The organism is Actinokineospora lacus (assembly GCF_053813445.1).
This window is the reverse complement of the sequence record NZ_JBQERA010000001.1, coordinates 866,296-890,637: the sequence shown is the minus strand read 5'-3', so window position 1 is coordinate 890,637 and position 24,342 is coordinate 866,296. Positions and strand designations below refer to the sequence as shown.

Here is a 24,342-nt window from a genome sequence, read left to right as displayed (position 1 = left end):
TGGTCTGGCCGGGCTCGGCGAAGCCGCTGGTCTGGCCGGGCTCGGCGAAGCCGCTGGTCTGGCCGGGCTCGGCGAAGCCGCTGGTCTGGCCGGGCTCGGCGAAGCCGCTGGTCTGGCCGGGCTCGGCGAAGCCGCTGGTCTGGCCGGGTTCGGTGAAGGCTGCTTGGGCGGTCAGGGGGTCCGGCCTGGTGGTTCCGGGCTGGCCGCCCGCGCCGTCCGGGGCCGGGGTGGGTGACTGCGCCGGGTCGGAGTAGTCGAGGGTGTAGGTGGTGGGCTTCGCGCCGGTGCCGTCGTCGACGGTGACCACCACGATGTCGCCGCCGCCCGGCCGCTCGGCGGTGATGGTCGTGGGCGGGTCGGAGATGACGGCCCTGCCGTCCTCGCCCGCTCGGATGAGGTCGCCTTCCGCGCCCGGCGCCTGTCCCGCGTCGGCGGGAGTCCCTTCCGGACCGAAGGCGGGCTGTGCCTGCGCGCCGTCGGGACCCTGCGCGGGACCGCCGGGAAGGCCGGGCGTCGGCGCGGCGCCGAAGTCCATTGTGTACGTCTTGGGGGTGCCGCTGCCGTCGTCGACGGTCACCGTCACCTGGCCCTGGCTGTCCGGGCTGGTGACCTCGATGGTGCGCCCGTCTTCGGAGATCCGCACCGTCTCCGGCCTGCCGTCGAGCCCCGGTGTGCCCTGCGTGGGCGGCTCGGTCGCGCTGGGATCGGTGGCACTGGGGTCAGTCGCGCTGGGATCGGTCGCGCTCGGGTCGGTCAGCTCCTCCAGTGAGGGCATGGTCGCCGGGGTGGGCATGGGGGTCGCAGGCGTGGGCGTTCCCGAGCCGGTGCCGCTCCCAGTCCCACTACCCGTACCGCTACCGGTCCCAGTACCGCTGTCAGTTCCAGTACCGGTCCCCGTGCCAGTGCCAGTACCGGTGCCAGTCCCCGTGCCAGTGCCGTCGGTGCCGTCGCCCTTGGGCGCGCCGGGCACCTTCATCAGGCCGAACACCTTCAGCTCGGCCATGATCCGCAGGTTGTCCAGCGCCGCGTCCTGCAGCTCGGTGACCTGGTCCTTGAGGTCGTCGGTGGCGACGTACCAACTGTGGATCTTCTCGCGGATCTGCTGCCTGGTCTCCTCGGACTTGCTGACGACGTCGTCGGCCATGCCCCTGACCTTGTCGCCGCTCTCGTCGCACTCGTTGGAGTCGAACCACTCCAGCATCTCCGGCGTGGCGAGCTTGCCGATCATCGCCTGCGCGTCGCCGTCGTCCTTGTCGCAGTTGAAGGTCCACTCGTGCCAGTCGTCGCAGGTCTCGGCGAACTGGTCGAGGTCGCCCTGGGTGACCTTCTTCCAGTCGTCGGCCTTCGGGAAGCTGCTGAAGTCGAAGATGCCGACGCTGTTGTCCGCGTACTGCGAGTACAGCTGCTCGGCGCCGTCCATGGCCGAGGTGAGCCCGCCCGCGGTCGTCTTGCACGCCCCCGCGTAGTCGGTGAGGGTCTTCTCCACCCGCTCGACGGCGACCTTGAACGCCTCGAACGACTCGCCTTTCCAGTCGTGGGCGAGCTTGTCCTTGCCGCCCTTGACGACCGAGACGATGTTCTCCATCGCCGCGGCGAGGCCCTCCAGCCGCAGCGCGTCCTTCTTGACCTTCCCCCAGCGCAGCTCGTTGACCTCTTGGCGCTTCTCCGGCGTCTTCGGGCTGAGGTTGAGCTCCAGCTTGGCGTCATAGGCCGGGATCACCTGGTCGACGCCGGAGTTGAGCCGGTCGCCGATCTCGTCCCACGCCTCGCCCCTGGTGCCCGCCGAGACGGCCTTGTTCACCAGTGCCTGGTAAGCGTCCGGCTTCTCGAAATCCACTGCTACCCCCTAAAAGCCAGACGCTCAGACGTACTGGGTGTCGGCGGGCGGCTGCCCGGTCCGCTCCTCGATCTTCTTCAAGTTGCTGTAACCGGAGGTGTCGGACTCCACCACGAGATCGGTGCCCTGGTTCAGGCTCGCGCTGATCTCGCCCAGGTGCGTGGCCAGGTTCCCCAGGTCGGCCGTGAGCGCCTGCCAGTACTGCTCGAACTCCGCGCCCTGCACACCCGCCCAGGTCTTGCCGAAGTCGGGCGCCTTGGCGGTGCTCTGCGCCAGGTCCGACTGGATCATCGACACCTGCGCCTGCGCCTCGGCGAACACCGCGGCGAACCCGCGGACCGCGTCCGCGTCGTAGTCGAAACCACCGCCACTGCCCACAGCTCTCCCCTTCCGGTGACCCGGCCCCTGGTGCGCAGGGTACTCGTCCGGTCTGACCAGGACGGTCCCTTTGCCGCGAGTTCAGGGGTGCGATGGGCGGGGCGGGGCCGCGGTTCCGGATCGGTTGCGGACGCGAAGGGGATCAGCGCGCGGCGGCGACCACGCCGGCGAGGCGGTCGGCGGCGGCCTGGGCCAGGTCCTGGCTCGCGGCCTCCACCATCACCCGCACGAGCTGCTCGGTGCCCGAGGGGCGCAGCAGCACGCGGCCGGTGTCGCCCAGCTCGGCCTCCACCTCGGCGACGGCCGCGCTGACCTCCGGAGAGGACGCGACGGCGGCCTTGTCCGCCACCTTCACGTTCACCAGCACCTGCGGCAGCTTCGCCATCACGCCCGCGAGGTCGGCCAGGGAGCGCCCGGTCGACGCCATCCTGGCCATCAGCCGCATCGCGGTGAGCAGGCCGTCGCCGGTGGTGGCGTGCGAGGGGATGATCACGTGCCCGGACTGCTCGCCGCCCAGGGCCAGGCCCGAGGCGCGCAGCTCCTCCAGGACGTAGCGGTCGCCGACGCCCGTCGTGCGCAGCGCCACACCGGCGTCGCGCATCGCCAGGTGCAGGCCCAGGTTGCTCATGACGGTGATGACGAGGGTGTCGTCGACGAGCTCACCCGCGTCCTTCATCGCCAGCGCCAGCACGGCCATGATCTGGTCGCCGTCGACGACGGCGCCGGTGGCGTCCACGGCCAGGCAGCGGTCGGCGTCGCCGTCGTGGGCGATACCCAGGTGGGCACCCTCGGCCACGACCGCGGCGCGGAGGTCGTCGAGGTGGGTGGACCCGCAGCCGTCGTTGATGTTCTCCCCGTCGGGCAGGGCGTGCAGGGCGATGACCTCGGCGCCCGCCTCCCGGTAGGCGCGGGGGGCCGCGGCCCACGCGGCGCCGTTGGCGCAGTCGACCACGACGCGCAGGCCGTCGAGGCGGTTGGGGACGGCCTTGAGGAGGTGCTCGACGTAGCGGTCGACGGCGTCGTTGATGTCGTACACCCGCCCGACGCCCGCGCCGGTCGGGCGGTCGGCGGTCGAGCCCAGCCCCGCCTCGATCTCGTCCTCCAGCGTGTCGGGGAGCTTGTGCCCGCCCGCGGCGAAGAGCTTGATGCCGTTGTCGGGCATCGCGTTGTGCGAGGCGGAGATCATCACGCCCAGGTCGGCGCCCAGGTCGCCCACCAGGTACGCCACGCCGGGCGTGGGCAGCACGCCGACCTGCATGACGTCGGCGCCCGCGGACGCCAGACCCGCGCACACCGCGGCCTGGAGCATCTCGCCGCTGGCCCGCGGGTCGCGGCCGACGACGGCGACCGGCCGGTGCGTGCGGTCGTGGGCGGCGAGCACCCTGGCGGCCGACGCGGCCACCGACAGCGCCAGCTCCGGGGTCAGCTCAGCGTTGGCGAGACCGCGCACACCGTCGGTGCCGAACAGGCGGGCCATGGACTGGGAAACCTCCGCTGAGTAGAGAAAAGGGGTGGAAAACCAAACGGGAGCAGCACGAGGCGTGCTGCTCCCGACCGGTAGCCGATGACCCGGAGGTCAGCGCTTGCTGTACTGGGGGGCCTTGCGGGCCTTCTTCAGGCCGTACTTCTTGCGCTCCTTGACCCGGGGGTCACGGGTGAGGAAGCCCGCCTTCTTCAGCGGCGGCCGGTCCTCGCTGTCCAGCTCGATCAGCGCGCGGGCGATGGCCAGGCGCAGCGCGCCCGCCTGCCCGGTGATGCCGCCGCCGTGCAGGTTGGCGCGGATGTCGAAGGCCTCGTTCTTCTCGACGGTCACCAGGGGCTCACGGATGAGCTGCTGGTGCACCTTGTTCGGGAAGTACTCCTCCAGGGTCTTGCCGTTGAGGAGGAACTTGCCGGAGCCCGGGGTGATGCGCACCCGCACCACGGCCTCCTTGCGGCGGCCGACGGTCTGGGCGGTCTCGGCGGTCAGCCGGGGCAGCGCCGGGGCGTCCTCGTCGTCCTCGTCCTCGGCCTCGATGGCCTCGAACGAGTCGGCCGGGGCCTCGTCGTCCTGGACGGCCTCGTCATCCTGGGTGGCCTCGGGGGCCTCCTCCGGGGTCTCCTCGACGGCGACGTCGGAAGTCTCGGGGGCCTCGTTCACCTCGGGGGTGTCCTCGGCCTCGGCCGGGGTCACAACGTCCTCACTCACTTGGCGACCTTCGCAATCTCGAACGGCTTGGGCTGCTGCGCCTCATGCGGGTGGCTCGGACCCGCGTAGACCTTCAGCTTCTTGGCCTGGGCGCGGCCCAGCTTGTTCTTGGGCAGCATGCCCTTGACGACCTTCTCCAGCAGCCGCTCCGGCCGGGTGTCGAGCATCTCGCCGAAGGAGCGCTTGCGCAGACCGCCGGGGTAGCCGCTGTGCCGGTAGACGAACGCGGTGTCGCGCTTGTTTCCGGTCAGCGCCACCTTCTCGGCGTTGACGATGACGACGAAGTCGCCAGTGTCGACGTGCGGGGCGTAGGTGGGCTTGTGCTTGCCGCGCAGCAGGGTCGCGACGTGCGTGGCGAGCCTGCCAAGCACCACGTCCTCGGCGTCGACAACGTGCCAAGCGCGGTCGATCTCGCCGGGCTTCGGGGTGTACGTGGGCACGGGTCTACCTCATTGTCAACTTGCGTCATGGGCACCTGTGCGGGCATCACCCCAGGTCAGACGGGCCGACCCGGGGCGCGCAACGCCACCCGACCAAACCAACCCAGTCGGGCATCACGCCCCGCGCCGCACAACAAAGAAAGAAGATACCCGGTGGGCTCGGCGAGGGTCAAAACGGGTCCCCTCACACGACGGTCCGGGGCGGTTCGGCACAGACAACGAGCCCGTGCGGCCACCGGGTCCGGCGGCCGCGCGGGCTCGATCGAGGTGCTCGTCCCCAGTGGGGGTGTTTAGCCCCAGCGGGAGGCGTTGGCCTTCTCGGTCGCCTCGTAGTTGTCGCCCGCCTGCTGCACGGCCATGCCGATGCTGGACAGGACCTGCTTGAGCTCGTCGTAGGCCTTGTCCCACTCGGCCTGCTTGGCGTTCCACGCCTCGGAGGCGGCACCGGTGTAACCGGCGGCCAGCGGGGCCAGGCGGCTCTTCAGCTGGCTGAGCAGGCCCTCCAGCTGGCCGGAGGTGCTGTTGATGGACTGGGCGGCGTTGGCCACCTCGGCGAAGTTGACGCTGATCTCACTCATCTGAGTTCTTCTCCCTGTACTGGATAAGCCTGGTGTTGGTGTTCGCCGGCACTAGGGCCGAACTCAGCCGCCGAGGACGTTGGTGATGTTGCTGAGGGACTGGGAGGACTCCTCCTCCTGGCGCACGTACGCCGCGTTGGACTCCTTCAGCTGCTCCGAGATCGCCTGGAGGGCGTCGTGCAGCCTGCGGGAGTCGTCCTGGTAGCGCTGCAGAAGGGTGCTGAAGGCGACGGACGCCTGGCCCTTCCAGTTGTCCCGCAGCGGGTTGAGAGCGCCGTACAGGCTCTTCAGCGCGTCCTGGCTCTCCTGGTTGACGTTGTCCACGTCGACCGCGGCCTTCGCCATCTCTTCTACAGAAACACCGTATCCGGCCATTGGGAGTGACCCCCTACATAGTGGTTGGCTCGTACGTTCTTCGTCCGTACGCCCCTTACGACTGTGACCATGCCAGGTTCGGTTCCACCCGGGTTGCAGTTGGTCTCAGGTAGTTGCTCCCGCTAACGCCGAAACGCGGAACCCGCAGGTCAGCGCCCAACCGCGTGTGCGAAAGCATCCATTAGGGGCGCATGAGGATCTGGTGGTCGGAGAAATCGTCGTCGTCCGGATCGGACGGAGGGCCCGGCTTGGGCGCGTCCTTCTCCGCGTCCGCGGCTCGCTGGATCTCGCGCCGCAGGGCGGCGGAATCCGCGCGCGCCTCGGCCGCCGCCCGCCGGGAGCGGGTGACGGCCGAGGCGAGATCCGCGCGGAACCGGGCGACGGACTCCGCGAAGTCCTGGTTCATGGGGCGACAGTACTGCCCCCCTCGGGTCAGTCCGGCTGAATCCAGGCCACGTGCATGAGCGCCTGGCCCACCTTGCGGCCGACCAGCGTCCCGCGGCCCGGCGGCATCGCCGAGGGCTTGACGGTGCCCAGCAGCGCGCCCTCGTCCTTGCTGCCCGCCATGACCAGGCCGGGGCTCGCGATCTCCTTCAGCTTGCCCAGGATCGGGTCGAACATCGCCCGGGACGCGCCGCCGGTGCGCCGCACGGTCACCATGTGCAGGCCGACGTCCTTGGCCTGCGGCAGGAATTCCGAGAGCGGTTGCAGCGGGTTGTTGCCCTGTGGCGCGACCAGGTCGTAGTCGTCGACGATGACGAACAGCTCCGGGCCCTTCCACCACGAGCGGTTCTTCAGCTGCTCCTGCGTCACGTCCGGTCCCGGCAGGCGCTTGAGCATCGAGCCGCGGACGTCCTTGACGATGTCGCCCAGCTGGTTGGACGACACCGCGTAGCTGAGCAGGTGGTCGGTGTTGACGAAGCCCAGCATCGTGCGCCGGTAGTCGACCAGGATGATGACCGCTTCCTTCGGCGTGTAGCGGTCCATGATCCCGCGCACGATGGTCCGCAGCAGGTTCGTCTTGCCGGACTCGCCGTCGGCGAAGGCCATGAAGTGCGGCTCGGCGTCGAAGTCCAGGTACACCGGGGCCAGGTCGTCCTCGTTGACGCCGATCGGGACGAGCTTGGTGTCGCGGCGCTGGTCCTGGGCCAGCAGGTCCTGGTAGGCCATGAGGTCGGGGAGCAGGCGGACCTTCGGCGCGCCGCGCCCGCGCCAGGCGCCCTTGATCCGGGCCACCGCGTCCTGCACGCCGCCCGCGACGTCGTCGGGGTTGCTCGACCCGTCGACCCTGGGCAGCCCGACCAGGAAGTGCAGCTTGTCGCGGGAGAGCCCGCGGCCGGGGCGCCCGGCGGGGATGTTCACCGCGACCCTGCGGTCCACGTCGGACTCCGACGGGTCGCCGAGGCGCAGCTCGAAGCGGGTGCCCAGCAGGTCCTTGAGGGCCGGGCGGATCTCCGCCCAGCGGTTGGCGGCCACGACGACGTGGATGCCGTAGGACAGGCCCTGCGCGGCCAGGTTGACGACCTGCATCTCCAGGCTCTCGAACTCCTGGCGGAAGTTCAGCCAGCCGTCGACGACCAGGAAGACGTCGCCGAAGGGGTCGTCGGCGATCTCGCCGCGGCGCTTGCGGTTGCGGTAGTCGGTCATCGAGTCGATGCCCAGATCGCGGAAGCGGCCCTCGCGCTCGGTGACCAGGCTGGTCACCTCGGCCACCATGCGGCGGACCTTGTCGGGGTCGAGGCGGCCCGCGACGCCGCCGACGTGCGGCAGCCCGTCCAGCGAGCCCAGCGTGCCGCCGCCGAGGTCGACGGCGTAGAACTGGACTTCCTGGGGGGTGTGGGTCAGCGCCATCGACATGATCATCGTGCGCAGCAGCATCGACTTGCCCGACTGCGGGCCGCCCGCGACGGCGGCGTGGCCCGCGGCGCCGGAGAAGTCCGCCCACAGCAGGTCCCGGCGCTGCTCGTAGGGCTTGTCGATGATGCCCAGCGGGATCTGCAGGCGGCCGTTGCCGTAGAAGCCGACCGGCGACAGGCCGCGGTCCTCGGTGGGCTGCAGCGGCGGGAACAGCGTGTCCAGCGAGTTGGGCTCGTTGAGCGGGGGCAGCCACACCTCGTGCGCGGGCGGGCCCTGCCCGACCAGGCGCGCGACGACGACGTCGAGTTCGCTGGCCTCCTGGCCGCTCTCCGGCTTGGGCTCCTCCTTGACCGGCAGGACCGGCTTCTCCGGCTCCTTGGCGATCTCCACGTAGTCCGGCACGAACAGCTTGGCGCGCCGGTCGCCGCTGACCGCGGTGACCGGGCCCGCGGCCTGCATTCCCGCTGGCCGATAAGGACCGGACACATAGGACGCTTTGAAGCGCACCATCGTGCTCGTGTCGTACTTCAGGTAGCCCGAGCCCGGGATGGACGGCAGCTCGAAGGCGTCCGGGACGCCGATGGCCGCGCGGGATTCCGCCGCGGAGAACGTCTTCAGGCCGATCCGGTAGGACAGGTGCGAGTCCAGGCCGCGCAGCTTGCCTTCCTCAAGGCGCTGCGAGGCCAGCAGCATGTGCATCTGGAGCGAGCGGCCGAGGCGGCCGATCATGACGAACAGGTCGATGAAGTCCGGCTTGGCCGAGAGCAGCTCGGAGAACTCGTCGACGACGATGAACAGCGCGGGCAGCGGGTCGAGGTCGGCGCCGTTCTCGCGCGCTTTCTCGTACTCCCAGACGTTCTTGAAGTTGCCGCCGTTCTTCAGCGCCTCCTGGCGGCGGTTCATCTCCCCGGCGAGCGCGTCCTTCATGCGGTCGACGAGGGTGATCTCGCCCGCCAGGTTGGTGATCGTCGCCGAGACGTGCGGGGCGTCGTCAAGGCCGAGGAACGTCGCGCCGCCCTTGAAGTCGACCAGGACGAAGTTCAGCGTCGTGGACGAGTGCGTGGCCAGCATGCCCAGCACCAGCGTGCGCAGGAACTCCGACTTGCCGGAGCCGGTCGCGCCGATGCACAGCCCGTGCGGGCCCATGCCCTCCATCGCCGCTTCCTTGATGTCCAGCTCGACGGGCTGGCCGAACTCCCCGATGCCGAAGGGCACCCGGTAGCGGTCGCGCACCGGCCGCGGGCGCCACGCCTGCTGCACGTCGAAGGTCATCGGGTCGCCGGGGATGCCCAGCAGCTCCAGCAGGGTCGGGTTGGACAGCAGCGCGTCCTCCTCCCCCGCGTCGGCCTGGCCCGCGCCCAGTCGGTACGGCGAGAGCTTGCGGGCCAGCGCCTCGGCCTCGGCGACGGTCAGCGTGTCCGGGGAGGCGAACCACTCCACGCCGCTGGCGCTGCGCGCGCCGAGCTTGTCGCCCTCGACCACCAGGCGCAGGCCGCGGCGGGCGGTCAGCGTGCCGAGGCAGTCGGAGAGGTCGAGCAGGGTGACCCCGACCAGGCCCTCCTCCAGGATGATCTGCTCCTCGCGGGTGACCTCGCCGTCGTCCAGGACGATCACGATGTGCGGCTGGTCGGGCTGCGGCGGGGCGTTGCGGGTGAACCGCTGCCGGTCGCGCAGCTCCTCGTCGAGCCACTGCTCGATCTGGGCCAGCGACCCGGCCATCATCCGCAGCTGCCCGATGCCGTCGACCATCGACGGGTGCTGGGCGTGCGGCAGCCACTTGGCCCACTCCCAGTCCTGCTTGGCCTTGCCCGCGGTGACCACGGCGACCAGCACGTCGTCGGGGCTGTGGAAGGTGACCAGCTGGGCCAGCAGCGCGCGGGCGAGGCCGCGGGCCTGCTCGCGCTCGCCCGCGATGCCGACGGCGGCGAACCCGCGGATGGCGACCTGGATCGGCAGGTCGGGGACGATCGAGTGGGCGCGCACGAACCGGCGCAGCGCCAGCGTGGCGATCGGCTCCAGCTCGTCGACCGGGCCGGTCTGCGGCGGGACGAGCCGGGTGGCCAGCCGCTGCGAGCCGCGGCCCGCGCGCAGGTGGCAGAAGTCGGGGTCGGCCTGGCGGCGCTCCCACATCCGGCGGCTGGTGGCGATCGACCACATGGCCTGCGGGTCGGGGTGGGTCCACTCCAGGGCGGCGCGCTGGTCGAGGGCGGCCTCGCGGGCCCGGTCGCGCATCTGGCCGAGGTAGCGCAGGTAGTCCTTGCGGTCCTCGTTCATCTCGGCCTTCTTCTGGCCGCCGCCGCGCCCGCCCATGCCGCTGGCCATCATGCCCACGGTGGAGATCAGGAACATGCCGCCGAACATGAGCGACATCGGGTTCCGGCCGCCCACCATGAACATGAAGACCATCATCCCGATGGAGGCCACGATCATGACCGCGGGCAGCAGCTTCATCACGATGCTGCCCGGGATGACCCTGGGCACCTCCGGCGGCGGCTCCAGGTGGACCTCGCCGCCGGGCTGACGGGGCGCGGCCATGCGCGGCGATCGCTTGAACTGCAGCGTGCTCACCGGGAGGACACCTCTTTACGTCATAGGCAGGACTCGCCTGAGGAACCTACCGAACCGGGCGGTCGTCGTCCGCCGGTTCGGCCGAACGGGGCTTGCCAACCGGGCCGATGCCTGCCACGGCCGAGGCGGTGAACAGCGCGGCGAGGAGCACCGGCAGCCCGCCCGCGCCGCTGATCGCCAGGAAGTACAGCAGCCCGACCGACACCGCCGCCGCGAGCGCGCCGACCGCGAACCGGGCCGGGCCCTCGGCGCCGCCCGACGCCGCGAGCAGGACCGCGACCAGCAGGTAGAGACCGCCGAACAGCAGTGACCCGGCGTCGCCGGACTCGGCGATGAACCGCACCGCCAGCAGCAGCGCGGCCAGCCCGGCGGCGACCACCGGCGCGTACGCGGTGGCCGGGCGCGGCGTGGTGTCGACCGGCCTGGTCAGCATCAGGACCAGCGCGGGCACGACGAGGAGGAACCCGGACACCGTCGCCAGCGGGTCGCGCCCGCCGTGGACGAACAGCGCGCCGCCCAGCGCCAGCCCGGCCGCGACCTGCACCACGCCCAGCGCGAGCCTGCCCGGCAGGACGCGGCCCGCCGCGGCCCAGCTCGACACCGCGACCGCCGCGGCGAAGGCCAGCGGGACCAGGGCGGCGGCGAACTCCCCGGTCACCCTGGCGGCGAGCACCGCGCCGCCCAGCGCCCCGGCCACCAGCAGGATCGGGAGCACCTTGTGGGCGATGCTGGACTCCGCCATGTGGTTTCGGCCCCCGCGGTCCGTTTATCCAGAACCGGCTCACCCGTGCGGACCGGTCCGGCCATACTAGGGGCCGTCCCGCGAGCGCCGGGACACGTCGTGCGGCAAGGGGGCAGCGAGGTGGCAACGGGGACGACCGTGTTCAGCCGGGTGACGGTGGTGGCCCCGAGAACGCGCATCGACGTGGCGCTGCCCGCCGACGTCGCGGTGGCCGACCTGCTGCCGATGCTGCTGGAGATGGCCAAGGAGACGACCCCCGACGGCGGCGCCCGCCACGGCGGCTGGTGCCTGGCCAAGCTCGGCGACGCCCCGCTGGACCCCAGCCGCACGCTGGGCTCGCTCGGCATCGTCGACGGCGACATGCTCCAGCTGCGCAAGCGCGCGGAGAACCCGCCGCCCCCGCTCTACGACGACGTCGTCGACGCCATCGCCGAGTCCGCCCCGGACAGCTACCGGCCCTGGACCAAGGAAACCGCGCGCCGCATCGGCCACATCGCGGGCGCGCTCGCGCTGATCACCGGCGCGGCGGCGGTGCTGCTGGCCGGTCCGATGGCGGGCGGGGGCAACCTCGGCCCGGCGATCACCGCAGGTGTCGCGGCGGTGATCGCGGTGACGCTGGGCGCGGTGTTCGCGCGGGCGTACCAGGAGCGCACGACCGGGGTGCTGATCGCGGCGGCGGGCGGGTTGCCGATGGCCTTCGTGAGCGGCCTGTCGATCGTGCCGGGGACGCCGGGGCGGCCCTCGCTGCTGCTGGCCTCCGCGCTGGTGCTGATCGTGGCCTCCGCCTCGATCATGCTGATCGGCGCGGGCGTGACGACGTTCGTCGCCGCGGGCACCGCCGCGGTCCTGGGCGTGCTCACCTTCGGCATGGCCACGCTGATCGCGCACCCGGCGCCGGGCATCGCCGCGGGCGCGGTCGCGGTCTCCCTCGCCGGGCTCTCGCTGCTGCCCCGGCTGACGATCCAGCTGGCCCGCCTGCCCCTGCCGAACGTGCCGGGCAGCGCGGAGGACCTGAAGGAAGACACCGGTTTCCCGGACTACCGCTCCATCGAGCGCCGCGCGGGCCTGGCGCACGAGTACATGACGGGCATGATCGTCGGCTGCGGCCTGACCGCGGCGATCGGCGCGATCGTCTCGGCCACCGCCGAGGGGCCGTGGGGCGTGACGCTGGGCGTGGTGGCCACGCTGGTGCTGCTGCTGCGCGCGCGGACCTACGCCAACGGCAGCCAGGCCATCGCGCTGCTGGCGACCGGGATGCTCGCCGCGGGCGGCATCCTGGTGGGCTGGCTGATGTCCATGGACACGTTCTCCCGGCTGCTGTGGGTCTTCGGCGCGCTGGTGATCGTCGCGGCGGGCGCGCTGGTGCTGGGCGTGGTGTTCCCGAACCAGCGGTTCTCCCCGCCGCTGCGGCGCAGCGTCGAGGTGTTCGAGGCGATCTGCATCGCGGTGGTGCTGCCGCTGTCGCTGGCGGTGATGAACCTGTACTCGGTGCTGCGGCACGTGAACTTCAAGATCGGCGGGTAGTGGTCGTGCGGTCCCCGGCTTGGCGTTATCCGGCCCTGTTGTGCGTGGCCGCGCTGGCTCTCGCCGTTCCCGCGCAGCCCGCGCTCGCCCAGCAGGCCCCGCCCGCGACCGCGGGGGCGACCCCGCCGCCGCTGCCGCCGGACACGAAGGTCCCCACGGGCACGGACCCGAACCTGCCCTACGTCAAGAAGACCGAGTGCATCTCCAGCCTCAACCAGAACGTCGACCTGAAGAACAAGCCGTGGGGCCAGACCCGGCTGCAGTTCGACACCCTGCACAAGTTCGCCACCGGCAAGGGGATCAAGGTCGCCGTCATCGACACCGGGGTGGCCGAGCACGAGTTCCTGCGCGGCCGGTTGGAGGGCATCGGCGACTACGTCATCAAGGCCGACCGGGGACTCCTGGACTGCGACGGCCACGGCACCGAGGTCGCGGGCATCATCGCGGCGAACCCGCCCGCGGAGCTGGGGATCGGGTTCAAGGGCATCGCGCCCGAGGCGACGATCCTGAGCATCCGCCAGTCCAGCGCCAACTACCGGGGCACGCCCCCGCCGACGCCGCAGGTCCCCCGGCCCCAGGAGCAGCCTGCGGGCAACCTGGACACGCTGGCGCAGGCGGTCGTGCTGGCCGCCAACTCCGGCGCCCAGGTGATCAACATGTCGGTGAACCGGTGCAGGCCCGCGGCCAAGTACGTGATCGACTCCGGTGAGCTGGCGCTGCAGGCGGCGGTGCGCTACGCCGTCGACCAGAAGGACGCGGTGCTGGTGACCTCCGCGGGCAACACCGGCGAGGACGAGTGCCCGGACTCGCGCAACGGCACCGACCCGAACCGCCCCTCCCACATCGTGACCCCGCCGTGGTTCTCCGACGACGTGATCTCGGTGGCCGCGATGGACCGCAACGGCGACCCGGCCCCGTTCAGCGTGCAGGGGCCGTGGGTGAGCGTGTCGGCGCCGGGCACCGAGATCATCTCGCTGGACCCGTCCGGCCGGGGGCTGGCGAACCTGCAGGTCCAGCAGGGCCAGCGCAACACCATCCAGGGCACGAGCTTCGCCGCGCCGTACGTGGCGGGCCTGGCGGCGCTGATCAGGGAGCGGTTCGATCACCTGACCGCCCGCCAGGTGATGGAGCGCATCAAGGTGACCGCCTCGCACCCCGCTGCCCCCGGCGGCCACGACAACCTGGTCGGCTACGGCATGATCAACCCCATCGGCGCCCTGACCACGATGATCCCGGCCGAGCAGAACGTCCCGCCCGAGGAGGCGGTGGACGTCCGGATGCAGATGCCCCCCGCCGTCCCCAAGGACTGGACCCCGATGCAGGTGGCCATGATCGGCGCGGGCGGCGGCGTCCTGCTGTTGCTCCTCACCCTCTTCGTCGTGCAAACCGTGCGCCGCAGCCGCCCGGAGCTCCGGGCCGAACCCCGCGGGCAGGCGTGAAGACGTCTGCGGTGACCTCGGCCTGACTGGCCGCACGGGGGGCGCGGTATGTCGGTCGAGGAGGTGGCGGCCGATCTGCGCCGGGTGCTTCACGCCCTCGACCTCGCGCCCCTCGCCCAAGCGTTGCAGCTGATTGACGAGGCTGAACGCGTCGTCGCCGCCGCGACCCACGGCAGCCTGCGGCCGGAAGCCGGGCAAGCCATCGCCCTTCTCGGCCACGCCAAGCACCAGCTTGGTCAGGTCTACCAACAGGTGGAGCAGGCGCGACAGCTGATCCAGCAGTACCTGACTAACATCGCCGGTGGTCGGGCGTCGGCACCATCGAGCCCTGTACCCAGCAGCCCGGTGCCCAACCGCGCAGGCTCCGGCAAGGCAACAACGACACCCAGCAACTACCGCAAGACCTTCACAGGAGGGCAGACGTGGTCGAGCTAGAGGCGTGGTACGACCAGGCTGCTGAGAACGATTACGGGCCTGGGGAACCGGCGTATGTGTTGCGGACTGTTGAGGATCTTGATGCGCTTGTTGAGCGCGTGCTGGTCGAGACGAAAGACCATCGTTGTGGGGCCATGATCCAGGTCAACGTCAAGGGGCAGCGGCTTCCCGTGCTTGAGGTTGGTCTGGGGCAGGGGAAGGGCTTCATCCAGTATCACGCCGCGGACGGTGGCAGCACCAAGGGAGACGGGGACCCCGAGTCCTTTGTGGAGTACGTGTACATGGGCAACCTCAGTGAGGTGCGCGCCGATGTCGAGGTGGACGTGGAGCAGGTGCGGCGGGGGCTGCGGGAGTTTCTTGAGACCGGTGGGCGGCCCGCGCTCGGGCGGTCGCAGCAGGAAGTGGGCGAGGCGATCGGGCACCTGGCGACCAGGATCAGCAAGGTCGAGGACGGCAGCGCCACGCTGAACGCCGAGGAACTGGCGATGGCGCTCGACTTCCTCGAAGTCCACGGCGCGGAGCGCGACACGCTGCTCGATCTGGGCGTCACCGCCCGGACCCGCAAGCGCCGCAGCCGGACGAATCACTACACCGACAACCTCCCCGGCTCGTTCCAACGGCTCGCCGATATGGAGGCGGACGCCGCCGCCCTCTACAGCTACGAACCGGGCATCATCCCGGTGATCTTGCAGACGCCCCAATACATCCGCGCCGTGATCAACTCCGGTGACGGCGTGTTCTGGGAATCGTCCGAAGCGATCACGGAGAGTCGTGTCACGTTCCGGCGCGAGCGGCAGGTGAAGGTACTGGAGTCACGGCCGCCCAAGGACCTGCAATTCGTCTTCACCGAAGACGCCTTGGCCTTCGACAGCTCAGATCAAGCCGAGGTGGACTTGCTGAAGGAGCAGTGCGACCACCTGCTCTACCTGTGCCGCCTATATCCCAAGCTCAGCCTTGGTGTGCTGCGTCCGGGCTGGGTGCGGAATCCCTCGCCGAACGGCTCGATCGTGATTCTGGACTTCGACGGCGCGGCACCGCCAGTGGCGTTCACGCCCGGGGCTTACGGCCCGTCCACGTACGTCGACAGCGCATCCGACGTCGCTGCCCTTCTCCGAGCCTTCCGGAGGATTCAGGAATTGGCTCTGGATCACCGCGCTACTGTTGATTTCATTCGCCGGAAGCTTCAGGAGGAATGAGCACTGTGGACAGTGGATGGTTCAAGAGCAGCTTCAGCGCTGGCGCGAGTGACCAGTGCGTGGAGTGCCGCATGACCGGCTGGACCAAGAGCAGCTTCAGCAACGCGGGTGGAGATAACTGCGTGGAGTACCGCAGCACCTGTGAGGTACAGGTCCGCGACTCCAAGAACCCCCAGGGGGCCCGGTCCTGCACCTCACCCCGACCGCCTGGTCGAGGTTCATCGCGTCCGTCTGACCCCGTCAGTCGTCGCCGATGACCGACGGCGACGCCTTGCCGGGCTTGCCGAAGATGTCCTCCGGGTTCCCCTGCACCCGGTTGCGCGGCTTGTACTCCTCCTCCCCGCCCTGGCCGCCCATCGCCCCGCCCATGGGCATCATCGGCATCCCGCCCATGCCCATGCCGCCGCGACCCGCACCCGCCGCGCCCTGCCCGCCGCCAGCGGCAGCGGCGGCAGGCGCCTGCTTGGTGTGCGCCGCCTCGCCCGCCATCACGTGACCGCCCGCCGCCAGCGGCTGGGGAGTCGGCGCGCCCCCACCACCGCCCCCGCTGAACCCGCCGCCGCCACCACCGGCCGAGCCGCCAAAGCCCGCCGCACCGCCCGCACCACCCGCACTGGCCGCCGACGACGGCGACTCCGCCTCCACCGGCTTGACCTCCGGCATCGCCACCGCCCAGTCCACCTCCGGGAACCGGTGCGCCATCGCCGTGCCCGTGAACGCCGAGGAGCCGTCGATGCCCTCGCACAGCCGCACCAGCGCCTCCAGCACCTGGCGCACCGACTCGAACAGCTCGCGCCCGGGTTCGCGCATCCGGTCCAGGTACAGCCGGGTCCGGTCGTCGCCCATGCCCGGCGCCGACCTGGTCTGGTTCGCGGTGTCGGCGGTGTCCACGAGCATGTCCGCGAGGGTCACCACGATCTCCCGCAGGCCCTCGGCGGTCTCGTCCAGCACCTCCGCCATGGCGGTCATCGCGTCGGCCATGTCGTTGCCCGCCAGGCCGACCCGGTTCATGTACTCGATGAACGAGTCGGCGTCGGCGCCCTGCCAGGCGGCGTCGAGCCCTCCCAGCGGCGCGGTCAGGCCCGCGCTCACCTGCTCGGCGGTCGCGCCGACCGCGCGCCAGCGGGCCGCCTCGGCGTGCAGGTCGCTCCAGCGGCCGAGCACCGGGGCGAAGTACTCCTCCACCGGGTCGGGCACGCCCAGCTCCGCGCACAGCCTGCTCAGGAAGTCCAGGTACGGGCCGACACCGGTCTCGACGTCGACGCCGTCAGGGCCACCACCGGGGCCGCCGCCGGGGCTGCCCGCCATCGCCACGCGCATCACTCACCCCCGCTGCGGCGCAGGGCGACCGCGCCGTCGTCGTCGGAGGCGCGGTACTTCTCGGCGACCTCGGCGAGGTTCTCCGAGGCGGTCGTCAGAGCGTCGACACCCCGGGTGAGCTGCCCGCGCAGCGCCTCGGCGGCGCGCATGTACGCGTCCGCCGTGCGGACCGTGCGGCCCAGGGAGCCGAACGCCTCCGGCCCCAGGGGCGCGGTGTTCAGGACCGTGGCGCCCTCGGAGAGCTCGGTGGCCGCGTCGGCGACCTTCTTCGCGTAGTCGCCGACCCAGTCGGGATCGACCTTGATGACCGCCATCGTGGACAACCTCCTTCGCCGCACTTCCGACGGTAGGTGCTCCGGGGCGGTTCCCCTAGGCCGGGTTTCCGGTGTGGGGTGCGGGAGAGTCGTGATCAGTCCGCGCGCTGGTGGTGCGGACGGATCGTCCTAATACCGGTGTTGTATTCGGGCGTATCCGGCCGTGCCGCCAGCGCGTGGACTGGCGCGGCTATGCCGCACCCCACACCGGAAACCCGGCCTGATCAACCGCCTGCTTGGCCGTTGCCTGCGGGCTGCTCGGCGAACTGGCCCGGCGCCACGGGCACCGTGTCGTAGGTCTGGAGCACGTCGCGGGCGTTGAGCGAGGCGCCGTTGGGCAGCAGGCGCACGATCGCGTCCGGCGCGGCGCTCTGCGTGCCCAGGCCCAGCGCGGCGGCCGTCGCGGCGTCGGGGACGCCGAACTTCACGCCCCGGTCGGAGATCAGGTAGATCGGGCCGGTCTGGAAGTCCTCCGACGACACCGACCCGCGCACCACGGCCGCGCGGCCGGGCGGCATGTAGAAGTGGTCGATCCGGTTCTTGTCGGCGTTGGGGCTGGTGACGTCGACCATCGGCAGCTCGCCGGTGGGGGTCGGCGGGACCGGCAGCACCTTGCCGACGTGCACCTTGGTCTGGCCCTCGGCGTTGGGGCCCTCGCCGACGATCGCCCAGCCCAGGCACACCACCGGGAAGCTGACCGGGGTCAGGACCTCGGGCAGGCTCTCCGGGAAGTCGGACTCCTGGATCTTGCCCTGCACCACCTTGCCCGCGATCTGGTCCGGCGCGACCTTGCTGATCTCCGCGCCGCCCGCGGTCAGGTCGAACCGGATCAGGTTCGCGGTCGACCACTTGATCTTGTGCACGCCCTCGCGCAGCACCACGTAGTACTCGGCGCCGCCGGGGGCGTCGACCTCGATCACCGAGCCGACCGGCTTGCCGACGTCGGTGTTGGCCGACTCCCCCCGGCCGGGGATGGGCGGCGCCTTCAGCTTGGTCGCCTCCGGGATGGCGTTGAGCAGGCCGACGGTGATCTGCCGGGCGTCGGCGGGGTTGAGCCGCAGCGCGCTGGTCACCTTGGTGTCGGTCATCTCGACCTCGGCGCGCACCGTGCTGGTGTTCGGGCGGTTGGCCGAGGGGGGCGTGCGGTAGACGAGGTAGTGCTTCTTGGTGGGCGCCTGCACCAGGAGCGCGGTGTTGGTCGCCAGCTCCGGGCCGAGGGTGGGCTGGCCCGCGATGACCGTGGTCTCGATCTTGTCCTGGCTGGCGGCGTCGTTGAGGCTGTCGTCGAGCTGGTACTCGTCGCAGACCGCCCAGTTGTCGGAGATCCGCTGGTTCTGGGCGGGCAGCAGCTGGGGCGCGTCCGGGATGCCGGTCAGGCGCTCGCGGGGGATGTCGACCAGCTTGTCGTCGGGGATGAACTGCGGCTTCGGCAGGTCGCCCGTGGGGGTCGCGCCCGCGGCGGCCTGGCCGCCTTCAGCGGCGGCGGGGTTGCTGCGCGCCATCATCAGCAGCCGGGCCGAGGCGACGTTGAACGTGGGGATGAGGACCTTGCCCTTGGGGGAATTCCCCAGCAGCACGTACACCGCGCCCGAGGGCTGGGCGACGATGATGCTGTCCTCGTTCGGCGCCCTCGGCGCGGGGCTGAGCAGGCCCCAGATCAACATGGCGATCATCCCGACCGCCCCGAGGCAGATGCCCACGGCCGTGGCCCTGGTGTGCGTGCGCATCGGGTCGTGGAGCATCACCGCGTCCTTGCGGACCAGCGCCGACTGCATTCTGCGCAGCACGAAACGGTATGCCTGAACCTGTGACTTGGTCGTCGGTGTTGATGGCATTCTCGGCTCGCAGCTCTCCCCGTCGCGGTACGGTTCCGCAGGATAGTCGTACGGCCCTGCGCCGTATGCGGGTTCCGCCGAACCCGCGACCGACACTAGGGGAATGATCGATCGGATGTCCGTGACCACTCCGCCGCGCCAGGGCAGGACACCACCGCCGGGACAGCCACCCCGTCCCGGGCAGGGCGGTCCCGGGGGACCTGGCAGACCCGGTGGTCCAGGGGTACCCGGCGGTCCTGGAGTCCCCGGCGGTCCTGGAGTCCCCGGCGGTCCAGGGGGACCGGGCAGGCCCGGTGGCCCCAGCGGTCCCAGCGGTCCTAGCCGACCTGGCGGACCTGGAGGCCCCGGCGGTCCTGGTGGGCCCGGAGGCCCTGGTGGTCCCGGTCCCAGCCGACCCGGCGGCCCCAGTGGCCCGAGCGGACCTGGTGGCCCCGGTGGACCCGGTGGCCCGAGCGGACCCGGTGGACCCGGTGGACCTGGCGGCCCGAGCGGACCTGGTGGCCCCGGCGGACCTGGTGGCCCGAGCGGACCTAGTGGCCCCGGTGGTCCTGGCGGTCCTGGCGGCCGGTCATCGGGCGCCGCTCCTGCCGGACCGCCGCCGACGCGGGTCGCGGCCCGGCGGCGGACGCGCGGGGCGAGCCTCGGACCGCTCCCGGTGGCCAACCTGGTCGTGCTGGAGCTGGGCGTCGGGGTCGGCCTCGTCCTGCTGGCCATCAGCCAAGACCTGCTCTACGTCTCCATCGGCATCGCCGTCGTCGCACTGGTGGTCGCGTTCCTGCGCTGGCGCGGCCGGTGGTTCACCCAGTGGGTGACGGTCACCGCGCGCTACCTCGTCCGCTCGCACACCCGGGTCACCAAGCCCACCGGCACCGTCACCATGGAGCAGATGGCGCCGGGCAGCGAGGCCGAGGTCACCGGCCCCGACGACCCGAGGGTGAGCCTGCTGCGCCTGGCCGTCCCCGACCTGGTCGTCGCCCACGGCGTCGACCACGAGCGCAAGCCCGTCGGCCTGGCGTGGCACGAGGGCACCTGGACCGCGGTGCTGCTGGTCGACCCGGCCCCCGCGCTGGTCAGCCAGGTCGGCGCGACGCCGAACCTGCCGCTGGGCGCGCTGGCCCCCTGCCTGGAGGACCGCGGCGTCGTGCTCGACGCCATCCAGGTCATCTGGCACTGCTACCCCGGCAGCGCGGCGCTGCCCCCCAACTCCCCCGCGCTGGCGTCCTACCTCGAAGTGCTGGGCCCGCTGTCGGCCGCGGCCCGCAGGACTACGTGGGTCGCGCTGCGGCTGGACCCGCGGCGCTGCCCGGCGGCGGTGCGCGAGCGCGGCGGCGGCGTCGTCGGCGCCCACCGCGCGCTGATCGGCGCGCTCTCCCGGGTGCGCAACGCCCTGGAGTCCCGCGGCGTGCCGACCCGGCCGCTCGACCCCGACGAACTGCTCAAGGCCGGGCTCTCCGCCGCCGAGCTGACCGGCGTCGCGGCCTCCACCGCGCGCGTGTCGCTGCGGGAGCGCTGGACCGGCGTGACGGCGGCGGGCATCGGCCACGCCAGCTACGCGATCACCGGCTGGCCGCAGGGCAAGGTGGCCAACAGCCTCAACGCGCTGACCGGCGTGCGCGCGCTGTCGGCGACGGTGGCCATGTCGATCTCCCCCGGCGCCGACGAGGGCCAGGTCGGCCTGCGCGGCCTGGTGCGGGTCAGCGCCCGCAACCCCGACGAGCTGGGCCTGGCCGACGAGCGGCTGGCGGGCATCACCGACCGGCTCGGCATCACCCTGACCCCGCTGCGGGGCCTGCAGGTCGCCGGGCTCGCCGCGACGCTGCCGCTGGGAGGACAGGCATGAGCGGGTCCAGCAGGCTGATGGACACCAGGACCAGCGCGGGCGTGGCCCCGGAGTTCATGGTGTCCCCGGAGATGCTCGACGCGGTGAGCCCCTCGGGCGACCGCGGCGGGATGGTGCTGGGCTCCGGCCTGCAGGGCGAGCCGCTGACGATCTCCGCGCTGCGCCCGGCGCCGACGCGCATCGTGATCGTCGGCGGGCTGTACCTGGCGCGCCAGGTGGCACTGCGGGCGATGGCCGTCGGCGCGTGGGTGGTCATCGCCACCGGGCGCCCCGCGGCGTGGCAGGTGCTCCAGAAGGCGGCGGGCACTGGTCCGGATGGCCGTCCGGCGCCGCTGGTGCAGATCCGGCGGCTGAGCCCGGTGGAGCTGCCGCGCCCGTCGGAGGACGGGCCGCTGCTGGTGGTGCACGACGGCGGGCCGACCCCGCAGGAGCTGTTCCCGCCGCGCTCGCCGTGGCAGACCACGGTGTACGTGCTGCCGTACATGCACCCGCAGGCCGGGGCCACCGCCAACGCCGCTGACCTGGTGCTCCTCCAGCGGCTGCCGGTGGGCCAGGCGCAGCTGGCCGCGCGGGTGTGGCGCCTGCCGCCGCCGATGGTGCAGCAGCTGACCTCGCTGGCCGACGACCAGGTCGTGGCGCTGGGCCGCAACCTGTGGCGTCCGCTGCGACTGGTCACCACCCAGAAGGAACAGCAGATCCTGGGCCCGGTCCGACGAGGTGACTAGGCCGAACAGCCGCCTAGATAGCCCATCCAGTCCAAACCGTTCCCAAAACGTGGTCATCTGTTCATAAGTGGACAGCTTTATACACCCCGCACTCTTGCGGTCGTTGTCACCCATAAATCACTGTGAGTTCGTCCGCGCGGACACCCTGCTGCACCACATATCTCCCGACCAGCCTGCGGCCCCTGACCACGAGGGCCTGGTGCCGCATGCTCCCTGCACCAAGGAGATCGAAGAATGGGTAAGTCTCGCGCCGAGTCGCTGCGTCGACTCGCGGGGGTGGGGATCGCCGCGGCGGCCACCGTCGCCGCCGGTATCAGTATCACCGCACCCGCAAGCGCTGCCGAGGGCCAGATTTTGGGCGCCGAGCAGGCGACCGCCATCGAGGGCAGCTACATCGTCGTCATGAAGGACGGCGTCACGGCCCAGGGCAACTCCGCCGACGCGCTTGCCGCGCGCCACGGCGGCAAGGTCAAGCACCGCTTCTCCGCCACCATCAAGGGCTTCTCGGCCACCATGTCGGCCAAGGAGGCCAAGCGCCTCGCCGCCAACCCCGACGTGGCCTACGTCGAGGCCGACCAGGTCGTCTCCATCGCCGCGGACCAGCTGAACCCGCCGTCGTGGGGCCTGGACCGCGTCGACCAGCGTGACCTGCCGCTGAACAGCAAGTACTCGTACTCGACCACCGCGTCGAACGTGAACGCGTACATCATCGACACCGGCATCCTGACCTCGCACTCCGACTTCGGCGGGCGCGCGGTCCACGGCCGCGACACCGTCGACAACGACGGCGACGCCACCGACTGCAACGGCCATGGCACGCACGTGGCGGGCACCGTCGGCGGCGGCGCGTACGGCCTGGCCAAGGGCGTCAAGCTGCACGCGGTCCGGGTTCTCAACTGCTCGGGCTCGGGCACCAACGCGGGCGTCATCGCCGGCGTGGACTGGGTGACCAGCAACCACGTCAAGCCCGCTGTCGCCAACATGAGCCTCGGCGGCGGCGCCTCCACCGCCCTGGACACCGCGGTGCGCAACTCGATCGCCGCGGGCGTCTCCTACGCCCTGGCGTCGGGCAACTCCAACGTCAGCGCCTGCAACTCCTCGCCCGCCCGCGTGGCCGAGGCCCTGACGGTCAACGCCAGCGACCGCAACGACGCGCGTGCCAGCTTCTCCAACTACGGCACCTGCACCGACCTGTACGCGCCCGGCGTGAGCATCACCTCGGCGTGGCACACCGGCAACACGGCCACCAACTCCATCAGCGGCACCTCGATGGCCTCCCCGCACGTCGCGGGCGGCATCGCGCTGTACCTGGCGGCCAACCCCGCGGCCACCCCGTCGCAGGTGAACAGCGCCATCCTCGCCGCGGCCACCCCGAACAAGATCACCAACCCGGGCACCGGCTCGCCGAACCTCCTGCTGTTCACCGGCACCGGCGGCACCGAGCCGCCCCCCGGCTGCGCGGCGGTCACCAACGGCACCGACGTCCAGATCCCGGACCTCGGCTCGGCCGTCACCAGCTCGATCACGGTTTCCGGCTGCGCCGGTGCGGCGTCGGCCACCTCGACCGTCGCCGTGGACATCCGCCACACCTACCGCGGTGACCTGGTCATCGACCTGATCGCCCCGGACGGCACGTCCTACCGCCTGAAGAACAGCAGCACCTCCGACAGCGCCGACAACGTCATCGCCACCTACACCGTGAACCTCTCCTCGGAGCAGGCCAACGGCACCTGGCGCCTCTCGGTCCGCGACACCTACCGCGCTGACACCGGCTACATCAACAGCTGGACCCTGGACATCTAAACCGTCCCGACCAGCACATCTTTGATACGAGCGGCCACTGGGTTCCCCCGGAACCCGGTGGCCGCTCCCATGTCCACCGGTCCCTCCGCGCCGTGACGCTCAGGCTCACGGCCAGGGGAGGTCTCAGCGGGTGCGGACGTTGCGGGTGAGTTCGGCGCGGGCGGCCAGGGCGGTGTCGGGGGGGTAGTCCACCCTGGTCAGGGTGAGGCCGTGGGCCGGGGCCACCGTGATCTCCGACGGGCGCTGGGTGGCGGAGAGCATGGAGGCGGGCCAGTCGCGGGGTTTGCGGCCCTCGCCGACGGCCAGCAGGGCGCCCATCAGGCTGCGGACCATGGAGTGGCAGAAGGCGTCCGCCGAGACGTGGGCGGTCAGCAGGTCGGCGTCGCGGGTCCACTCCAGGCGCTGGAGTTCGCGGATGGTGGTGGCGCCTTCGCGGCGCTTGCAGAAGGCGACGAAGTCGTGTTCGCCGACCAACAGGGCCGACGCGGCGTTCAGGGCGTCGAGGTCCAGGGGGCGTGGCCAGGTGACGACGTGGCCGCGCAGCAACGGGTCGGCCCGCCAGGGGGCGTCGGTCAGGCGGTAGGCGTAGTGCCGCCGCAGCGCGCCGAAGCGGGCGTCGAAGGCGTCCGGCACGACCCGCGCGGCGCTCACCCGGACGTCGGCGGGGAGGGCGCGGGAGAGGCGGAAGACCAGGTGCGCCGGGTCGGTTTCCTCGGGCAGGTCGGCGTGGGCGACCTGCCCGCTGGCGTGCACACCGGCGTCCGTGCGGCCCGCCACCGTCAGCCGGACCGGGCGGCGCAGGACGCGCTCGAGGGCCTCCTCCAGGACGCCGCAGACCGTGCGGCGGGCGGGCTGGCGGGCCCAGCCGGAGAAGTCGGCGCCGTCGTAGGCGATGTCGAGGCGGAAGCGGGCGAGCCCGCCATCCCCAGGGGGGATGGCGGGCTCGCC

The 24,342-nt window shown here is 71.6% G+C and carries 21 protein-coding genes and 1 pseudogene; 8 read left to right on the top strand and 14 right to left on the bottom strand.

The genetic code is table 11. The features are described 5' to 3' along the window. From ACTG9Q_RS04535 to ACTG9Q_RS04490, 10 genes and pseudogenes are all read right to left on the bottom strand, one after another. Positions 1-1,837 (bottom strand): annotated as a pseudogene (locus ACTG9Q_RS04535) (hypothetical protein); the annotation flags it as partial. A 24-nt stretch (positions 1,838-1,861) separates the two neighbouring features. Then, positions 1,862-2,215 (bottom strand): WXG100 family type VII secretion target, encoded by a 354-nt coding sequence (locus ACTG9Q_RS04530; RefSeq protein ID WP_455571276.1) that lies wholly within the window; start codon positions 2,213-2,215, stop codon positions 1,862-1,864. A 142-nt stretch (positions 2,216-2,357) separates the two neighbouring features. Further along, positions 2,358-3,692 (bottom strand): phosphoglucosamine mutase, encoded by a 1,335-nt coding sequence (gene glmM / locus ACTG9Q_RS04525; protein ID WP_455571275.1) that lies wholly within the window; start codon positions 3,690-3,692, stop codon positions 2,358-2,360. 99 nt (positions 3,693-3,791) lie between these two features. Next, entirely contained in the window at positions 3,792-4,355 is a 564-nt protein-coding gene (gene rpsI / locus ACTG9Q_RS04520) for a 30S ribosomal protein S9 (protein ID WP_455571326.1), read from the bottom strand. 44 nt (positions 4,356-4,399) lie between these two features. Then, the gene (gene rplM / locus ACTG9Q_RS04515) at positions 4,400-4,843 is read right to left on the bottom strand and encodes a 50S ribosomal protein L13 (RefSeq protein ID WP_455571274.1); all 444 of its coding nucleotides are present in this window, start codon (positions 4,841-4,843) and stop codon (positions 4,400-4,402) included. 290 nt (positions 4,844-5,133) lie between these two features. Further along, positions 5,134-5,421 carry a WXG100 family type VII secretion target gene (locus ACTG9Q_RS04510; RefSeq protein WP_455571273.1) on the bottom strand — a complete coding sequence of 96 codons (288 nt, stop codon included), beginning with the start codon at positions 5,419-5,421 and terminating at the stop codon, positions 5,134-5,136. Between the two features lie 63 nt (positions 5,422-5,484). After that, positions 5,485-5,796, bottom strand: coding sequence for a WXG100 family type VII secretion target (locus ACTG9Q_RS04505; protein ID WP_455571272.1), 312 nt, complete (start codon positions 5,794-5,796; stop codon positions 5,485-5,487). Between the two features lie 181 nt (positions 5,797-5,977). Continuing rightward, on the bottom strand, positions 5,978-6,202 hold the full coding sequence (locus ACTG9Q_RS04500) for a hypothetical protein (protein WP_455571271.1): 225 nt from the start codon (positions 6,200-6,202) through the stop codon (positions 5,978-5,980). Positions 6,203-6,228: 26 nt separating this feature from the next. Further along, positions 6,229-10,221, bottom strand: coding sequence for a type VII secretion protein EccCa (gene eccCa, locus ACTG9Q_RS04495; RefSeq protein WP_455571270.1), 3,993 nt, complete (start codon positions 10,219-10,221; stop codon positions 6,229-6,231). 46 nt (positions 10,222-10,267) lie between these two features. Continuing rightward, positions 10,268-10,963, bottom strand: a complete 696-nt coding sequence (locus tag ACTG9Q_RS04490; protein ID WP_455571269.1) for a hypothetical protein — start codon at positions 10,961-10,963, stop codon at positions 10,268-10,270. Between the two features lie 120 nt (positions 10,964-11,083). Here ACTG9Q_RS04490 and eccD point away from each other — a divergent pair, with 120 nt between their 5' ends. Genes eccD through ACTG9Q_RS04465 form a run of 5 tightly spaced genes read left to right on the top strand, consistent with a single transcriptional unit; the run spans position 11,084 to position 15,814 of the window. Continuing rightward, positions 11,084-12,487 carry a type VII secretion integral membrane protein EccD gene (gene eccD, locus ACTG9Q_RS04485; RefSeq protein WP_455571268.1) on the top strand — a complete coding sequence of 468 codons (1,404 nt, stop codon included), beginning with the start codon at positions 11,084-11,086 and terminating at the stop codon, positions 12,485-12,487. Positions 12,488-12,531: 44 nt separating this feature from the next. After that, positions 12,532-13,926 (top strand): type VII secretion-associated serine protease mycosin, encoded by a 1,395-nt coding sequence (mycP, locus tag ACTG9Q_RS04480; protein ID WP_455571267.1) that lies wholly within the window; start codon positions 12,532-12,534, stop codon positions 13,924-13,926. Positions 13,927-13,974: 48 nt separating this feature from the next. Beyond that, a complete protein-coding gene (locus tag ACTG9Q_RS04475; RefSeq protein WP_455571266.1) occupies positions 13,975-14,361 on the top strand; it encodes a hypothetical protein in 387 nt (128 codons plus the stop codon). After that, a complete protein-coding gene (locus ACTG9Q_RS04470) occupies positions 14,349-15,557 on the top strand; it encodes a Scr1 family TA system antitoxin-like transcriptional regulator (RefSeq protein ID WP_455571265.1) in 1,209 nt (402 codons plus the stop codon). The genes ACTG9Q_RS04475 and ACTG9Q_RS04470 overlap by 13 nt, the downstream gene beginning before the upstream one ends. Continuing rightward, positions 15,554-15,814, top strand: a complete 261-nt coding sequence (locus tag ACTG9Q_RS04465) for a DUF397 domain-containing protein (protein ID WP_455571264.1) — start codon at positions 15,554-15,556, stop codon at positions 15,812-15,814. Before ACTG9Q_RS04470 ends, ACTG9Q_RS04465 begins: the two co-directional genes overlap by 4 nt. Here ACTG9Q_RS04465 and ACTG9Q_RS04460 read toward each other — a convergent pair. From ACTG9Q_RS04460 to eccB, 3 genes are all read right to left on the bottom strand, one after another. Next, entirely contained in the window at positions 15,798-16,877 is a 1,080-nt protein-coding gene (locus tag ACTG9Q_RS04460; protein WP_455571263.1) for a WXG100 family type VII secretion target, read from the bottom strand. The two genes, ACTG9Q_RS04465 and ACTG9Q_RS04460, sit on opposite strands and share 17 nt — an antisense overlap. After that, positions 16,877-17,191 carry a type VII secretion target gene (locus ACTG9Q_RS04455; protein ID WP_455571262.1) on the bottom strand — a complete coding sequence of 105 codons (315 nt, stop codon included), beginning with the start codon at positions 17,189-17,191 and terminating at the stop codon, positions 16,877-16,879. Before ACTG9Q_RS04455 ends, ACTG9Q_RS04460 begins: the two co-directional genes overlap by 1 nt. 224 nt (positions 17,192-17,415) lie before the next feature. Continuing rightward, positions 17,416-19,026 carry a type VII secretion protein EccB gene (gene eccB / locus ACTG9Q_RS04450; RefSeq protein ID WP_455571261.1) on the bottom strand — a complete coding sequence of 537 codons (1,611 nt, stop codon included), beginning with the start codon at positions 19,024-19,026 and terminating at the stop codon, positions 17,416-17,418. 655 nt (positions 19,027-19,681) lie between these two features. Between eccB and eccE the strand changes: the two genes are divergently transcribed. From eccE to ACTG9Q_RS04435, 3 genes are all read left to right on the top strand, one after another. Then, complete coding sequence (gene eccE / locus ACTG9Q_RS04445; RefSeq protein WP_455571260.1) at positions 19,682-20,866, top strand: type VII secretion protein EccE; 1,185 nt, start codon at positions 19,682-19,684, stop codon at positions 20,864-20,866. After that, entirely contained in the window at positions 20,863-21,591 is a 729-nt protein-coding gene (locus ACTG9Q_RS04440) for a hypothetical protein (RefSeq protein WP_455571259.1), read from the top strand. Before eccE ends, ACTG9Q_RS04440 begins: the two co-directional genes overlap by 4 nt. Positions 21,592-21,825: 234 nt before the next feature. Further along, positions 21,826-23,394 carry a S8 family peptidase gene (locus ACTG9Q_RS04435; RefSeq protein WP_455571258.1) on the top strand — a complete coding sequence of 523 codons (1,569 nt, stop codon included), beginning with the start codon at positions 21,826-21,828 and terminating at the stop codon, positions 23,392-23,394. A 123-nt stretch (positions 23,395-23,517) separates the two neighbouring features. On the opposite strand, the gene truA is transcribed toward ACTG9Q_RS04435, so the two are convergent. Next, positions 23,518-24,330 (bottom strand): tRNA pseudouridine(38-40) synthase TruA, encoded by an 813-nt coding sequence (gene truA / locus ACTG9Q_RS04430; protein WP_455571325.1) that lies wholly within the window; start codon positions 24,328-24,330, stop codon positions 23,518-23,520. Positions 24,331-24,342 lie beyond the last annotated feature (12 nt).

Coding starts and splice junctions, on each gene's coding strand:
- eccB (WP_455571261.1), bottom strand. CDS start 19,026: ATGCCATCAACACCGACGACCAAGTCACAGGTTCAGGCATACCGTTTC.
- ACTG9Q_RS04435 (WP_455571258.1), top strand. CDS start 21,826: ATGGGTAAGTCTCGCGCCGAGTCGCTGCGTCGACTCGCGGGGGTGGGG.
- ACTG9Q_RS04510 (WP_455571273.1), bottom strand. CDS start 5,421: ATGAGTGAGATCAGCGTCAACTTCGCCGAGGTGGCCAACGCCGCCCAG.
- glmM (WP_455571275.1), bottom strand. CDS start 3,692: ATGGCCCGCCTGTTCGGCACCGACGGTGTGCGCGGTCTCGCCAACGCT.
- ACTG9Q_RS04490 (WP_455571269.1), bottom strand. CDS start 10,963: ATGGCGGAGTCCAGCATCGCCCACAAGGTGCTCCCGATCCTGCTGGTG.
- ACTG9Q_RS04460 (WP_455571263.1), bottom strand. CDS start 16,877: ATGCGCGTGGCGATGGCGGGCAGCCCCGGCGGCGGCCCCGGTGGTGGC.
- ACTG9Q_RS04465 (WP_455571264.1), top strand. CDS start 15,554: ATGAGCACTGTGGACAGTGGATGGTTCAAGAGCAGCTTCAGCGCTGGC.
- ACTG9Q_RS04505 (WP_455571272.1), bottom strand. CDS start 5,796: ATGGCCGGATACGGTGTTTCTGTAGAAGAGATGGCGAAGGCCGCGGTC.
- ACTG9Q_RS04500 (WP_455571271.1), bottom strand. CDS start 6,202: ATGAACCAGGACTTCGCGGAGTCCGTCGCCCGGTTCCGCGCGGATCTC.
- ACTG9Q_RS04455 (WP_455571262.1), bottom strand. CDS start 17,191: ATGGCGGTCATCAAGGTCGATCCCGACTGGGTCGGCGACTACGCGAAG.
- ACTG9Q_RS04440 (WP_455571259.1), top strand. CDS start 20,863: ATGAGCGGGTCCAGCAGGCTGATGGACACCAGGACCAGCGCGGGCGTG.
- ACTG9Q_RS04475 (WP_455571266.1), top strand. CDS start 13,975: ATGTCGGTCGAGGAGGTGGCGGCCGATCTGCGCCGGGTGCTTCACGCC.